Origin of the sequence: Mycobacterium shigaense, from assembly GCF_002356315.1 — a bacterium.
GTDB classification, from domain to species: Bacteria; Actinomycetota; Actinomycetes; order Mycobacteriales; family Mycobacteriaceae; genus Mycobacterium; species Mycobacterium shigaense.
On sequence record NZ_AP018164.1, the window covers coordinates 90,701 to 103,771 of the forward strand.

General features: G+C 68.6%; 13 protein-coding genes. 7 read left to right on the forward strand and 6 right to left on the reverse strand.

Going from position 1 to position 13,071, the window contains the following annotated elements:
• Positions 1 to 488: 488 nt before the first annotated feature.
• Entirely contained in the window at positions 489 to 1,481 is a 993-nt protein-coding gene (locus tag MSG_RS00460; protein WP_096436149.1) for a glycoside hydrolase family 6 protein, read from the forward strand.
• 151 nt (positions 1,482 to 1,632) lie between these two features.
• A complete protein-coding gene (locus tag MSG_RS00465; protein ID WP_096436151.1) occupies positions 1,633 to 2,703 on the forward strand; it encodes a GGDEF domain-containing protein in 1,071 nt (356 codons plus the stop codon).
• Positions 2,704 to 2,712: 9 nt separating this feature from the next.
• On the opposite strand, the gene MSG_RS00470 is transcribed toward MSG_RS00465, so the two are convergent.
• Positions 2,713 to 3,048, reverse strand: coding sequence for an STAS domain-containing protein (locus MSG_RS00470; RefSeq protein WP_096436153.1), 336 nt, complete (start codon positions 3,046 to 3,048; stop codon positions 2,713 to 2,715).
• Positions 3,048 to 7,190: a SpoIIE family protein phosphatase gene (locus tag MSG_RS00475; protein ID WP_096436155.1), complete on the reverse strand. Its 4,143-nt coding sequence runs from the start codon at positions 7,188 to 7,190 to the stop codon at positions 3,048 to 3,050. Before MSG_RS00475 ends, MSG_RS00470 begins: the two co-directional genes overlap by 1 nt.
• A 225-nt stretch (positions 7,191 to 7,415) precedes the next feature.
• On the opposite strand from MSG_RS00475, the gene MSG_RS00480 reads away from it, so the two are divergent.
• On the forward strand, positions 7,416 to 7,571 hold the full coding sequence (locus MSG_RS00480) for a hypothetical protein (protein WP_096436157.1): 156 nt from the start codon (positions 7,416 to 7,418) through the stop codon (positions 7,569 to 7,571).
• 13 nt (positions 7,572 to 7,584) lie between these two features.
• Here MSG_RS00480 and MSG_RS00485 read toward each other — a convergent pair whose 3' ends face one another.
• Complete coding sequence (locus tag MSG_RS00485; RefSeq protein WP_096436159.1) at positions 7,585 to 8,169, reverse strand: TetR family transcriptional regulator; 585 nt, start codon at positions 8,167 to 8,169, stop codon at positions 7,585 to 7,587.
• A gap of 96 nt (positions 8,170 to 8,265) precedes the next feature.
• On the opposite strand from MSG_RS00485, the gene MSG_RS00490 reads away from it, so the two are divergent.
• Positions 8,266 to 9,057 carry an SDR family NAD(P)-dependent oxidoreductase gene (locus MSG_RS00490; RefSeq protein WP_096436161.1) on the forward strand — a complete coding sequence of 264 codons (792 nt, stop codon included), beginning with the start codon at positions 8,266 to 8,268 and terminating at the stop codon, positions 9,055 to 9,057.
• On the opposite strand, the gene MSG_RS00495 is transcribed toward MSG_RS00490, so the two are convergent.
• On the reverse strand, positions 9,041 to 9,700 hold the full coding sequence (locus tag MSG_RS00495) for an IclR family transcriptional regulator (RefSeq protein WP_232011129.1): 660 nt from the start codon (positions 9,698 to 9,700) through the stop codon (positions 9,041 to 9,043). The two genes, MSG_RS00490 and MSG_RS00495, sit on opposite strands and share 17 nt — an antisense overlap.
• Positions 9,701 to 9,743: 43 nt before the next feature.
• Between MSG_RS00495 and MSG_RS00500 the strand changes: the two genes are divergently transcribed.
• A complete protein-coding gene (locus MSG_RS00500; protein ID WP_096436165.1) occupies positions 9,744 to 10,289 on the forward strand; it encodes a nuclear transport factor 2 family protein in 546 nt (181 codons plus the stop codon).
• Complete coding sequence (locus MSG_RS00505; RefSeq protein WP_096436167.1) at positions 10,286 to 11,062, forward strand: SDR family NAD(P)-dependent oxidoreductase; 777 nt, start codon at positions 10,286 to 10,288, stop codon at positions 11,060 to 11,062. Before MSG_RS00500 ends, MSG_RS00505 begins: the two co-directional genes overlap by 4 nt.
• A gap of 38 nt (positions 11,063 to 11,100) precedes the next feature.
• Here the strand turns inward: MSG_RS00505 and MSG_RS24725 are convergent, their stop codons facing one another.
• Positions 11,101 to 11,340 (reverse strand): hypothetical protein, encoded by a 240-nt coding sequence (locus tag MSG_RS24725; RefSeq protein WP_142404490.1) that lies wholly within the window; start codon positions 11,338 to 11,340, stop codon positions 11,101 to 11,103.
• A gap of 73 nt (positions 11,341 to 11,413) precedes the next feature.
• On the opposite strand from MSG_RS24725, the gene MSG_RS25050 reads away from it, so the two are divergent.
• Entirely contained in the window at positions 11,414 to 11,587 is a 174-nt protein-coding gene (locus MSG_RS25050; protein WP_162899107.1) for a hypothetical protein, read from the forward strand.
• Positions 11,588 to 11,672: 85 nt separating this feature from the next.
• Here MSG_RS25050 and MSG_RS00510 read toward each other — a convergent pair whose 3' ends face one another.
• On the reverse strand, positions 11,673 to 13,031 hold the full coding sequence (locus MSG_RS00510) for a WS/DGAT/MGAT family O-acyltransferase (protein ID WP_096436169.1): 1,359 nt from the start codon (positions 13,029 to 13,031) through the stop codon (positions 11,673 to 11,675).
• Between the last annotated feature and the right edge of the window lie 40 nt (positions 13,032 to 13,071).

The following is a 13,071-nucleotide window of genomic DNA, read 5'->3' on the forward strand; positions in this document are numbered from 1 at the left end:
TTCGGCTGCCCGCCACGCTAGCGTTGCTGCGCTGCCCATGGATGAGAGGCTGATTGGTCGTCAGGGTTTCCCGTAGTGGCGCTGAGCGCCACCGTCAGCCGTTCGGCGCGGCCTCCATCCCCCCGAGCTCGTGTAGCTTGGTGGCAAGGCGATCGGATTGCCACGACCGCCGTAACCTTGAGGTTCGTAGCTGAGCAGTCCGCGAATCGATCGCGCTTCCGTCGCCAGCCCAAGGTCTGCACCGACGCCCAACCAGCTTGAGGATCCTGCACCATGACGTCACCGGATTTGTTTTCACATCCCAGCGAGCCCGAGGTCGTGCGTCGAAACAGTCGTGACTCCGAGCCGGTGCAACTTCCCAGCTTTTCGGACCGCCCGCAGAGCAACCCCGTCACTCCGGTCGACTAGGCCCCGCGCCGCCGCGCTTGATCTGTCGGCCCGCCACCCGCGATTCGCGCCCCTTACCTCGACCCGCTAACTTCCCTGGGGTGATGTCCTCAGCTGCTCGCGCCCTCGCGCGGTGGATCGCACCCGTCCTGACCGTTGCCGCCGTGGCCGGCGTCGGTGTCGCGCCGCAGGGCCGACCCGCGCCTGCACTGCTGTTGGCCGCCGACGGGAACCCGTTGGCCGGGGCGCCGTTCTACGTCAACCCCGCCTCGGCGGCCATGCGCGCCGCGCTGGCCGCCGACCCGCCGAGTCCCGAGCTGACCGCCATCGCCAACACGCCGCAGGCGTACTGGATCGTCCCGGGCGGTTCGGCGGCCACGGTCGGAAAATACGTCGGCGACGCGAACGCCGCGGGCGCCATCCCGGTGCTGTCGGTGTACGGAATCCCGCACCGCGACTGCGGCAGCTTCGCCGCGGGCGGTATGGGGTCGGCCGACGATTACCGCGGCTGGATCGATGGCATCGCGTCCGGGGTGGGCGCCCAGCGGGTGGCGATCGTCGTCGAACCCGATGCGCTCGCGATGGCCGATTGCCTGTCGGGTGACGCGCGCCAGGAACGCTACGACCTGATCCGCTACGCCGTCGACACGTTCACCAAGGATCCGAACGCGGCCGTCTACGTCGATGCTGGTCATCTGCGCTGGCACAGCGCCGAGGACATGGCCGCCCGGCTCAACCAGGCCGGCGTGGGCCACGCGCGGGGCTTCAGCGTCAATACGGCGAATTTCTTCACCACCGGCGACGAAATCGGCTACGGCGAGGCGATTTCGGGGCTCACGAATGGTTCGCACTACGTGATCGACACCTCGCGCAACGGCGCCGGGCCGGCGCCCGACGCCGAGCTCAACTGGTGCAACCCCAGCGGCCGCGCTCTGGGAACTCCGCCGACCGCGGCCACCGCGGGCGCGCACGCCGACGCCTACCTGTGGATCAAGCGTCCCGGTGAATCGGACGGGTCCTGCGGCAAAGGGGACCCGCCGGCCGGCACCTTCGTCAACCAGTACGCGATCGATCTGGCGCGCAGGGCGGGTTAGCCATTCTGCGGGCGGAGTAGCATTCGCGACAAACTACAGGTCCGGGCGGGTCATGAAGGATGCCGATGCCATGGAAGTAACTCCAACGTGTCGCCGTGGGCGCCGGATCGTCGAATCAGTTTCGCACGCCTGGGCGAAGGCCCGCTGACCGGTGTCGTGGGTCAAGATGTGGTGGGTCCAGCCCGACCAGTACGAGTGGATCACCGCGTTTCTGCGTCAGTGCCGGATGCTGCGCTTGGCGCGGCTGGGGTTGGCACTTATCTGCGGATCGTCGGCGTTGGTGCCGCTGACCGTCCTGCCGAGCCAGAGTGCTCCGAGCGCGGTGGAGGTGACGGCGGGCTTGGTTGCGTCCACGTTCACCTTCGGGGTGACGGTGCTGTGGCTGACGCGCTGGCCCAGCCGTCGGCAGTCACAGGCCGGAGTGACGGTGGGTGCGGCATGCGTTGCCGGGTGGAGTCTGGTGCAGCCGACCGCCGCGCTCGCCGCCCTGGCCGCAACGGCGATGGCGATCAGCGGCGGCTACATCGCGTTTTTTCACGGCCCCAAGCTCCTGCTGTACAACGGTGCAGTGGCTCTCGGGACCGCGGGCGCCGCGGTATTCCGGTTAGCCCATGAGGTCAACCTGGCCACGGCGGCCGCCGCATTCTGGATCAATGTCTTCCTCAATATTACAGTCCCCCTTGGTATTTGGGGAATGACGCAGGCGATAGGGACGTACGTCGAGCGATCCGAAAAAGATCCTCTGACCGGCTTGCTGAACCGGCGGGCCTTCACCGATGCGGTCGGTCGCCGGCTGGCGAATCCGCCAGTGACACACACCCATCTCGCGTTGGTCATGGTCGATCTCGACAATTTCAAACGCGTCAACGACACCCACGGTCACGTGACCGGTGACCGCGTCCTGCGGGCGGTGGCGAAACTGCTGCACGAGCATGCCCCCGTCGACGCGATCGTCTGTCGGGCCGGCGGCGAGGAGTTCCTCGTCGCGCTGACGACCTCGACCCCGGACGTCACACCGCTGACCGCGCGACTCTGCGGCGCGGTGGCCGAACTGGTCCCCAAGATCACGGCCAGCATCGGTACGGCGAGCGCGGAGCTCGACCGGCTGACCGGCCCGGAAGCCACCTGGCTGGTCTATGAGCTCATCGAAATCGCGGACAGCGCAATGTATTCCGCTAAACGTCGTGGGGGGAATCAGGTGCACGACGCCGTCAGCACCTAGCCGGCGAAGCTACGAATCCGCGCCGTCTCCGTCGCGCGGCGCGGATTCGACGATCGCGATCTTGCTCAGCCCGCTGATCGTGAGGACCCGGAACAGCAACGGGTGAACGATGAGGTGCAGCCGGTCGACTTCCTCGGCATGGTCGAACAACACGTTGATGCCCGCGCTGTCGATGTACCTGACCGCGCTGAGGTCGACGGTTATCGGCGCGCGGGTGCCGGCCCTGGCGCTGGTGAGCGCGCGGGTGAACTCCCCGGTGTTACTCAGATCGATCTCGCCCGCGACGACCACCCGGGGCGTGCCGTCGGCGCCGCGTTCGGTGTTCAACGTCAGTGGTGGGGCCATCACGTGATCCTCGTGTACATCTGCACTGTAGTTCCGGTATCGCTCGAGCGGATGGCGAAATGCTCCATCAGGCCCCGCATCAGGGCGATGCCGCGACCACGAGTGTCATCTTCGACGGGGTATGGCTCCTTCCAGGTGCCCGTGTCGCTGATGGTCAGGTGCAGCTGGTCGACGTACATGGTGGCCTTCACCGAAACGGTGCCGCCCCCCGACGAGCCGCGATGCCCGTGTTCGATGGCGTTGGCGATGGCCTCGCCGGTGGCGATGAGCACATCGAGGATCTGATCGGGTTCGACGCCCGCCCGTTTCAGCCAGGCCTGCAGGGCCGCTCGGCTGGAGGCGAGCTGGTTGACGTCGGCGGCGAACGTCATCTCGAACGGCCCTGGCTGTCGGTACAGCAGGATGGCAACGTCGTCGAGATAGCCGCCCTGGGGCTCGAGCCGGTCCATGAGATGGTCGGCCAGTTCGTCGAGCGACTCCGACCGGCCGCCCTGGACGAGTTCGACGGCGCGGTCCATGCCGTCGTCGATCGACAGGCCGCGGCGCTCGACCAGGCCGTCGGTGTATAGCAGCAGTGTCGCGCGTGCCGGCATGGTGACCCGGGCCTCGGGGCGCGTCCAGTCGAGCCGCAGCGCCAGGGGCAGCCCGTGTCCACCGTCCAGCGGGACGCTGGTTCCGTCGGCGTACACCATGATCGGCGGCGGGTGTCCGGCGTTGGAGTACACGATTTCGCCGGTGCTCGGGGTGAGGATCGCGCAGAACGCGGTGGTGCAGCGGGCGGCGGGTAGCCGCGCGGCGAAACGGTCCAGCCCGGCGAGCGCCGCCCGGGGGCTGGACTGCTCGAGCAGCAGCGCGCGGCAGGCGCTGCGCAGCTGGCCCATCACGGTGGCGGCCGCCAGGCCGTGACCGACGCAGTCGCCGACGATCAGCGCGACGCGCCCGTCGTCGAGATCGACGACGTCGTACCAGTCGCCGCCGACCTGCAACGGGCGGCCCGCGGGGTGGTATCGCACCGTGAAGCCGCCGGGCAGACCCGCCGGATCCAGCATGGCGTGTTGCAGGGCCAGGGCGGTTTCCCGCTGCGAGTCCAACAGGTAGACGCGGTGCAGGCCCTGGCCCAGTCGCCCGGCCAGCACGGTGAGCAGGGTGTTGTCCTCCCGGGTGAACGGCCGTTGCTCGGCCAGCTCGACCCACACGACGAGCACACCCTCGGGATGCTGCAACGCGATGCCCGCCGCGCCGGGCGCCCGGGTGACCGTGGTCAGCAGGTCGGCGTCGCGCACCGACTCGAGCAGCTGCCGCTCGTCCGGCCACAGGCCGGCCCAGTCGGCGGACCCGCCCGCGCAGATCACCCCGGGCACCGCAGATGCCTCGGAGGCGGCCGACGGGAACGTCACCGCCAGCACCCGCCGCGCCTGCCAGACCCGCAGCAGCACCTCCGCGGCGCCGTGCAGTGCGTCGTCGAGCGTATCGGCTTGGGCGAGTTGCTGATTGAGCGCGGCCAGCGCGGTCTGACGCTGCACGATGTAGTGCTCGGCCGTGACATCGCGGAAGGTGCCGACGGTCACGTGCTGGCCGGAGTCCGGGTCGGCGGCGTGATTGACGCTGACCGTGACCCACAACCGATGCCCGTCGCGGTGGGTGACGGGAACGGTGTAGACACCGCGGCCCCGGCCCAGCAACCCGCCGAACGCCTCGGCGGCGCGGCGGTGGCCTTCGGGATCGGTGCCGGCATCGGGCCACCACGGGTGCCTCGGCTGATAGGGCAGCCCCTCGGGACCGTAGCCGAGGATGTCGGCGAACGCGGTGTTGATTTCGATCACCGCGCCGCGGTCGTCGCAGACGAAGAACGCTTCCTGCAGCGAGTCCACCAGAGCGGTACGCCATCGGGCATGCCGGTTGCGCAGCCGCGCCAACTCGACGGTGGCGCGGGCCCGGGCGAGCAGCTCGGCGGCGGCGAACGGCTTGACGAGATAGTCGTCGGCGCCGGCCAGTAAGCCCTCGATCGAGGCCGCCGGCCCGGCTCGCGCCGACAGCAGCAGCACAGGCAGGGCCGCGGTGCGCGGATCCCGCCGCAGCGCGGTGAGCAGTTGCAGCCCGTCCAGTCCGGGCATCATGACGTCGCTGATCAGCAGGTCGGGCATGTCGGTGTGGATGACGTCGAGCGCCTTTCGTCCGTCGGCGACGTCGCTGACGTCGTAGCCGGCGGTCCGCAACAGGTGGCACAGGTAATCGCGCATGTCGGCGTTGTCGTCGGCGACCAGCACCCGCACCCGTTCGCTGCCGCTGTGGGCCGGGGTGATCGTGGTCATCGTCGCGGCCGTGCTGGTGTCCGGCCCGACGGCGCGGGGGTCGGCTGGCAACCAGCGCAGGGCCTCCTGCACGTACGGCTGGGCAATCGCGCCGGAGATCCCCTGGGCGCCTTGAGGTTCGACGAGCTGATCGGCCGGCAAGTGGGCCGTCCCGAAGGGCAGCCGGATCGTGAACGTGGTGCCCACGCCCTCCTGGCTGTCGGCGCTGATGGTGCCGCCGTGCAGCCCGACGAGCTCTTTGACCAGAGCCAGCCCGATGCCGCTGCCCTCCGTCGATCGCGAGCGGGCGGAGTCGATGCGGTGGAAACGCTCGAAAAGCCGGGGAATCTCGGCGGCGGGCACCCCGATGCCGGTGTCGGCGACGGTGACGACCGCCTCGGCGTCCTCGCTGCGCACCCGGACGGTGACGGTGCCCTCGAAGGTGAACTTCAGCGCGTTGGACAGCAAGTTGAGCACGACCTTTTCCCACATCTCGCGGTCCAGGTACACCGGTGGGTCAAGGGGTGGGCAGTCGACGGCGAACATCAGGCCCGCCTGGTCGATCGCCGACCGGAATATGCTGGCCAGCTCGGCGGTCAACGACGCGAGGTCGACGGGTTCGAATTTCGCCCCCACGCGGCCCGCCTGAATGCGCGAGAAATCCAGCAGGGTGTTCACCAGCTTGGCCAGGCGCAGCCCGTTGCGATGGATGAACTCTAGTTCCTCGCGGGTACGGTCGTCGATACCCGTTGTGCGGCTGAGTAATTCGTCGACAGGCCCGAGAATCAGGGTCAGCGGTGTGCGGAACTCGTGGCTGACGTTAGAGAAGAACGCGGTCTTGGCCCGGTCGAGTTCTGCCAGATCTTCGGCGCGCTGCTGTTGCGCGCGGTAGCTGCGGGCGCTGCCTACTCCCGCGGCGATGTGGGCGGCCACCAGTTCGACGAACCCGCGGTAGCCGTCGTCGAATTCGCGCAGCCGATTGAGCGCAGCGACCAGTAGGCCGAGTGGGGAGCTGCCCTGCTGCGCCAGCGGCACGACGAGCGCCTGAGTCGGCGGCTCGGGCCAGGCGCCGGTGGGTAGCCGCCATCCGTCACCGTCGAGATCGACCAGCTCGGCCTCCCCCCGCGCGGCCTTTTCGACCGGCCAGATCCAGGGACCACCGGCAGGCAGTACCTCCGGCGCAACCGGATGCCCGGGCGCGATGCCGCTGACGCCCGCCAGGTGCGCGTTGCCGTCATCGCCGAACAGATAGGTCAGGGTGAAGGGAAGGTCGTACGGATTGTTGGCGAGCCGGCCGGCGGCGAAGTCGAGCATCTGTCCCTCGGTGCGCACCACGCTCGGGTCGGACCCCAACTCCCGCAGCGTCGCCATGCGGCGCTCGGCGATCACCCGGTCGGTCTCCTCGCTGACCACGCACAGCATGCCGACGATGCTGGCGTCCTCGTCGCGCAGCGGGCTGTAGGAGAAGGTGTGATAGGTCTCCTCCGGGTAACCGGACCGCTCCAGGATGAGCATCAGCGCCTCGTCCCAGGTCGCTTCCCCGGTGGACAGCACGCGCTCGACCCGCGGACTGATGTCGGCCCAGATCTCCGCCCACACTTCGTGTGCCGGACGACCCAGCGCCCACGGGTACTTGGAGCGGAGGGTATCGCGGCGATAGGCGGAGTTGCAGAAGAAGGTCAGCTCCGGACCCCAGGCCATCCACATCGAAAATCGGGAGGCCAGCAGGATGTTGACCGCGGTGCGGAGGCTCTGCGGCCACTGCGCGACCGGACCCAACGGAGTGGACGCCCAGTCGACGGCGGCCAGATCGCGACCGATCTCCTCGTCTGCGCGGAAGACCACTGACATTCCCCTTGAGTACACATTTGCCCGGGATATATAACGAGCTGACCTTCCCGGTTCAGCATCGTTGCCTCAAGAGAACCATCCAGCGGGTTCGCGATGCCGGGTTTTCGTCGAACATCTTCTGCCGGCGCGCTAAGGCTTTGCCGTGCATCCCGATTGGGCAGGGCCGGGTCGGGGTATCCCAGCCGGGCAGCTCAATTAGACAAATGCTGAATAAAGGGAGGCAATGTGATCGTCCTGGGCATCATTCTCGCGGTCATCGGCTACTTCACCGGCCTGGCGATTCTGGAAACAGTCGGCGGGATCGTGGTGGTGATCGGGGTCATCCTGTGGATCCTCGGTGCCGTCGGACGCCCGGTGGCCGGCCGCAAAGTCTGGTTTTGACGGGACCTGTCCGCTAGGTGAAGTCGGCGGCCAGCAGCCGGCAGGCACGCTGAACGTCGGCGACGGCCTCGTCTGGCTCGATTTCACCGCCGACCGTCCAGGTCAGCACGCCGAACGTCACCTGCTCGACCAACCGCGCGACGCGGGTCTGCGCGGGGGTCGGGTCGGTGATCCCGGCGGTGAGCAGGATCGTGTCGCGGACCGCGTGGTCGCCCACGGCCCTGGAGTGCGCCCGCACGGTCTGCGTCGACACGATCATCGCGTGTGCGAGATGCTTGTACCGCAACATGTTTCGGCAGGCCTCGGCCATCAGCTCGGCCACCGCGGTCGCGGCATCGGAGGAACGCCGGGCGGGCGGCCGCAGATTCTCGATCTGGGCGGTGAGCACGGCGGCGAACACGTGGTGCTTCGACGGGTAGTACCGATAAAGCGTGCGAAGGGCGACGCCTGCCTCCGCGGCGATCTCCTGGGCCTGAATTTGGTCGAGCGGACGCACCCGGCCCAGCCGCGCGGCGGACCGCAGAATCGCCGTGCGCCGCGCCCGCTGCTCGTCGGTCGCGGGCAGGGCTGGGGCCCGGGGCTCGCTGATGCGCGGCATGCCACCAGTATCGGTGGCGGCCGGCGCGACGGCGCCGCTGTACCGATCAGCGGGACCGCGGCCACACACGGCCGGCGCACGCGGGACCCTGGAACCGTGCCAGATGTAGCGAAATACGGACCGTGGGCGGTGATCGCGGGCGGATCGGAGGGCGTGGGCGCCGAGTTCGCCCGACTGCTCGCCGCGGCGGGCATCGACCTCATCCTGGTCGCGCGCAAACCCGCGCCGCTCGAACGGACGGCCGAGGAATGCCGCGCTCTGGGCGCCGAGGTCCGCGCTCTCGCGGTGGATCTGGTCGACCCGTCGGCGGCCGGGCGGGTCGCGGCCGTGGCCGCGGATGTGGAGGTCGGCTTGCTGATCTACAACGCGGGCGCCAACACCTGCAGTGAGCCGCTGCTCGACGGGGCGCTCGCTGACTTTGACCGCGTCATCGCCCTCAACATCACCACCATGATGGCGCTGACCCAGCATTTCGCGCGGTCGATGCGCGAGCGCCGACGCGGCGGCATCCTGCTCGTCGGGTCGATGGCCGGTTATCTGGGCTCGGTGCGCCATTCGGTGTACGGGGGAGTGAAGGCGTTCGGCCGCATCTTCGCCGAAAGCCTGTGGCTCGAGTTACGCGAATTCGAGGTGGACGTATTGGAATTGGTGCTCGGCGTGACACGAACGCCCGCCATGGAACGGGTCGGCTTAAACTTCGACGTCCCCGGCTTGCGGGTCGCCGAACCCGCCGACGTCGCGCGCGAAGGCCTCGAACAGCTGCCCCACGGCCCGGTCTACGTGGCGGGCGGCAACGCTGACGACGTCGCGCGGCGCAACCACCCCGACCGCGCCAAGGTGGTGCTGGGCACCCACCGGGTGATGCAGCAGCTCATGGGTGAGCGCTGAGCTCCCGGCGCACCTGTCCCGCGGCCGACCGCAACAGCGGCTCGTAGCGCCGCGTACAGGCGTTGGCGGGCAGCACAATTCCGAGTGCGGCCCTGCCGTCGACGGTCGCCGCCACCGATGTGAACTCCGAGCCGTAGTCGCCGCGCCGGGTCACCACACCACACGCCCGCACCCGAACGAGGTCGCCGCCGTCGCCGGGCCCGAAGTGTTCGGGCGGCTGTGCGGCCAGCACCGCGAGCCCAAGCGCCAGCCGGTGGGCGGGTGCCCGGGTGCCGACCCGGGTCGGCACGCTCAGCGCCGACGGGCCGCCGAGCTTGTCCACGTGGACGATGTCGAGGCCGGCGAGGACCCCGAGATGCACGACGGCGCCGGTTTTCAGGTGAAGGTCGTGCAGCGCCGGTGCCGCCGCGGACCGCAGTCGCAGATCGGTCGCGTCCCCAGCGCCCCACGACATCGCGCGGTCCCCCAGGCCGTATCCGCGGTCGGAGTGCGAGATCCAGCTGAGCCGCACCAGGTGATCGAGGATGCGGTGTGTCGTCGAGCGCGGCAGATCCGCCCGGGCCGCGACCTGATCGAGGCTCAGGCCGACGGTGACGTCGTCGAACGCATCGATGATCGAGGTAAACCGGTCGACCATCGTCATCGCAACCTCGCTCCGAAAAAGAGAATTGGTTCTACCCACGGTAATGGTCCCGATCATCGGGACGCAAGAACCCGGCAGCCCGGCGGCGGGCTACAACGAGACGGTGGGTGACACGAACATCGCGGAGCTCGAGCGAAGGCTCGGCCGCATCGAGGACGAACGCGCGATCGAGCGGATAATCGCGTCCTACGGTCCGCTGGTGGACGCCGGCGCCGCCGAAGCGACCGGCGAGCTGTGGGCCGTCGACGGCAGCTACGACGTCGAGGGTTGGTCGATGGGCAGTCGCGCCGACGTCGTGGCCATGGTGCGCTCGGATGCCCACCAGGGGTTGATCACCCGGGGCTGTTGTCACTTTCTGGGGCCCGCGGTTGCCACCGTCGAGGGTGACACCGCGGTCGCGGTGTGCGAGTCGATCCTGGTGCGCAGGCGCGAGGACGGGTTCGCGGTGGCCCGTGCGGGTGCGAACCACTTCCGGCTGCGGCGTATCGACGGCCGCTGGCAGATCGTGGCCCGCACCACCCGGGTGCTCGACGGCCAGCCGCAGGCGCGTGAGCTGCTGGCCGCCGCGACCCCGGGGGCGGACCTATGACCGGGGCGCTGGCGGGCAAGGTGGCATTAGTGACGGGTGCGGGTGCGGGCATCGGCGAGGGGATCGCGCGCCGCTTCGCCGACGAGGGTGCGCACGTCGTCGTCGCCGAATTGGATCCCGACGCGGGTGCTGCAGTCGCGGCGGACGTCGGAGGCGTGTTCGTTGGCACCGACGTATCGTCCCGGGAGCAGGTCGAAAACGCCGTCGAGACAACGGTTTCGCACTACGGCGCGATCGACATCGTGGTGAACAACGCGTGGGGCGGCGGCGCGCTGGGCCGAGTGGAGAACAAGTCCGACGAGCAGCTGGCGCACGGGATCGCGGTCGGCTACTACGGGCCGTATTGGGCGATGCGAGCGGCCTTCCCGCACATGAAGGCGCGGGGGTGGGGCCGCGTCGTCAACCTGTGCAGCCTCAACGGCGTCAACGCGCACATCGGCTCGCTGGAATACAACGCGGCCAAGGAGGCGCTGCGGACCCTGACCCGGACGGCCGCCCGTGAATGGGCGCCGACGGGCGTGACCGTGAACGCGTTGTGCCCGGCGGCCAAGAGCCAGGCCTTCTTCCGCGCGATCGGTGACTATCCGGAGCTGGAGGCCATGGCCGACGCGGCCAACCCAATGGGCCGGATGGGGGACCCGTACGAGGACATCGCGCCGGCCGCGGTGTTCCTGGCCGGTGAGGGCTCGCGCTATCTGACCGGCAATACCCTCTTCGCCGACGGTGGCAGCCACATCAACGGCGTGGCGTGGGCGCCCGACCTCGACGCCTAACCCGTGCCCAATGTTGCAGGCAGGTAACTAAATTGGGCCTACCGCGTCGTGTCGTCGGCGGTGTCGTGGCGGGATTGCTGCAGGCCAGGTGCCTCGGGATCGTGGTCCTGATGCTCAAGCTTTCTCTCGACTTCGCGCTGTTCATCGGTCATTTCTCTGGCGTCTCCCGGCTTGCCGTCGCCCATGGTTTGAGTCCCTTCGATCGCTTTCGCTGGTGGTGTCAGGGTCTCCGCGATCGGCCGGGTCGAAACCACTGCGGGCCCATTGCGCAAATCCATGATTTGAACCGCGCCAGGCCGGGTATTTTGACGGCAACGTCAACTAGGCAGTCAACTAGGCAGGGGGAGGGATATGGTGACTGTGGAGCGTGGCCGGGCGCGCTGCCCGCGGTGCATGAGCTGGGCCGAGTACCGGTTCCTCGATCGCGGTGACGACACCCTGGAGTACCAGGTGCAGTGCGGCTCCTGCGGCAACGTCCACTCCGAGGTTTCGGCCGTAGCCACCAGCAGCACTGCGGCTGCCTGACTAAATCTCGTGTAGCTCAGCATAATTCGTGGTCAGCAGTAGTAGGGCGCGCCTGAAACGCAAGTGGCGCTGGACAACCGGGAAATCAGATGTCGTAAACGCGCTCGAGATCCTTCAGCGAGGTTTCCAGGTGTCCCAGCAGCCGCTGCAGGTGGGGCACGCTGCGGCGGCAGCCGACTAGGCCGAAATCGAGGTTGTCGGCGTTGTTGGTCACGGTGATGTTGATCGCCTGCCCGTCTAGCGGGATCGACAGCGGGTAGTTGCCGTCCAGGCGGGCGCCGCGCCAGTACAGCGGTTCGGAGCGCCCGGCCGAGACGTTCGAGATGACGATGTTGAACGGTGGTGCGGCAGCCGAGAGGTAGCCGGGGATCAGCCCGAAGAACAGCCCGCCGATGTTCAGCGCCGACAGCGCCAGCTGCTGGGTCGGGGGCAGCTGCCAGAACACCTCTTTGGTGTCGCGGATGGAGCTGCTGATGATGTCGAGCCGCTGCGCCGGATCGTCGAGGTCGGTCGCCAGGTTGCACAGGAAGGCGCCCACGTTGTTTCCGCTGCGCTCGTCGCCCTCCTTGCGCAGGTTGACCGGGACCATGGCCGTCAGCGGGTCGCTCGGAAGAGCGTTCTGCTCAACGAGATATGCACGCAACGCCCCGGACGACATGGCGAGCACCACATCGTTGACCGTGACGTCGGCGGCCTTCGTGATCGCCTTGATGCGGTCCAGCGACCAGGACTGGGCGGCGACCCGTCGGGCGCCCCCGATTCGCACGTTGAACATGGTGCGCGGCGCCCGAAACGGCAGGGTGAGTTGTTGCTCGAGCAGCGCCGCGCGGGCCAGCCGCAGCGTCGACGGCGCCAGCGCCAACGTCGACCCCGCGCTCTTGCCGAGCTGCGCGAGCAATGCCGGTCGGCGGCCGTGTCCCGCGCGTTTATGCGGGCCGAGGCTCCACGGAACCCGCACCTCGTCGTCGGTGGGATCCGTGGTGAACGCGCGGTGCGCCAGCCGCATCGCCGACATCCCGTCCATCAGGGAATGGTGGAACTTCGTGTACAGGGCGTAGCGCCCGTCCTGCAGTCCCTCGACGAGGTGGATCTCCCACAGTGGGCGATGCCGATCGAGCAGTCCGCCATGCAACCGCGACGCCAGCTCCAACAGGTCGCGCACCCGCCCCGGCTCCGGCAGCGCGGACCGGCGCACGTGGTAGTCGAGCTCGACGTCCTTTTCGATCGACCACACGACATTGGTTAGGCCGCCGATGAAGGCCGGATGCTTGCGGAACGTGGGTTGCAGATCGGTGTGCTCGAGCATCGCCTGATAGGACTCGCACACGAAGTGCGGCCCCGCATCCTCCGGCGGCCGGAACAACTGCAGCGAGCCCGCGTGCATCGGATGCTCGCGCGACTCGCCGATGAGAAACAGTGCATCCGTCGGCGATATCGGTTTCATGCTGGTGACCCACCCCTTCGGCCCGCGCTGTGAACGGCGT

Bases quoted from the DNA above. Each gene is read 5' to 3' on its own strand.
- MSG_RS00470 (WP_096436153.1), bottom strand. From the start codon at position 3,048: ATGGCCCCACCACTGACGTTGAACACCGAACGCGGCGCCGACGGCACG.
- MSG_RS00475 (WP_096436155.1), bottom strand. From the start codon at position 7,190: ATGTCAGTGGTCTTCCGCGCAGACGAGGAGATCGGTCGCGATCTGGCC.
- MSG_RS00485 (WP_096436159.1), bottom strand. From the start codon at position 8,169: ATGCCGCGCATCAGCGAGCCCCGGGCCCCAGCCCTGCCCGCGACCGAC.
- MSG_RS00495 (WP_232011129.1), bottom strand. From the start codon at position 9,700: ATGACGATGGTCGACCGGTTTACCTCGATCATCGATGCGTTCGACGAC.
- MSG_RS00500 (WP_096436165.1), top strand. From the start codon at position 9,744: ATGGTCCCGATCATCGGGACGCAAGAACCCGGCAGCCCGGCGGCGGGC.
- MSG_RS00505 (WP_096436167.1), top strand. From the start codon at position 10,286: ATGACCGGGGCGCTGGCGGGCAAGGTGGCATTAGTGACGGGTGCGGGT.
- MSG_RS24725 (WP_142404490.1), bottom strand. From the start codon at position 11,340: ATGGATTTGCGCAATGGGCCCGCAGTGGTTTCGACCCGGCCGATCGCG.
- MSG_RS25050 (WP_162899107.1), top strand. From the start codon at position 11,414: ATGGTGACTGTGGAGCGTGGCCGGGCGCGCTGCCCGCGGTGCATGAGC.
- MSG_RS00510 (WP_096436169.1), bottom strand. From the start codon at position 13,031: ATGAAACCGATATCGCCGACGGATGCACTGTTTCTCATCGGCGAGTCG.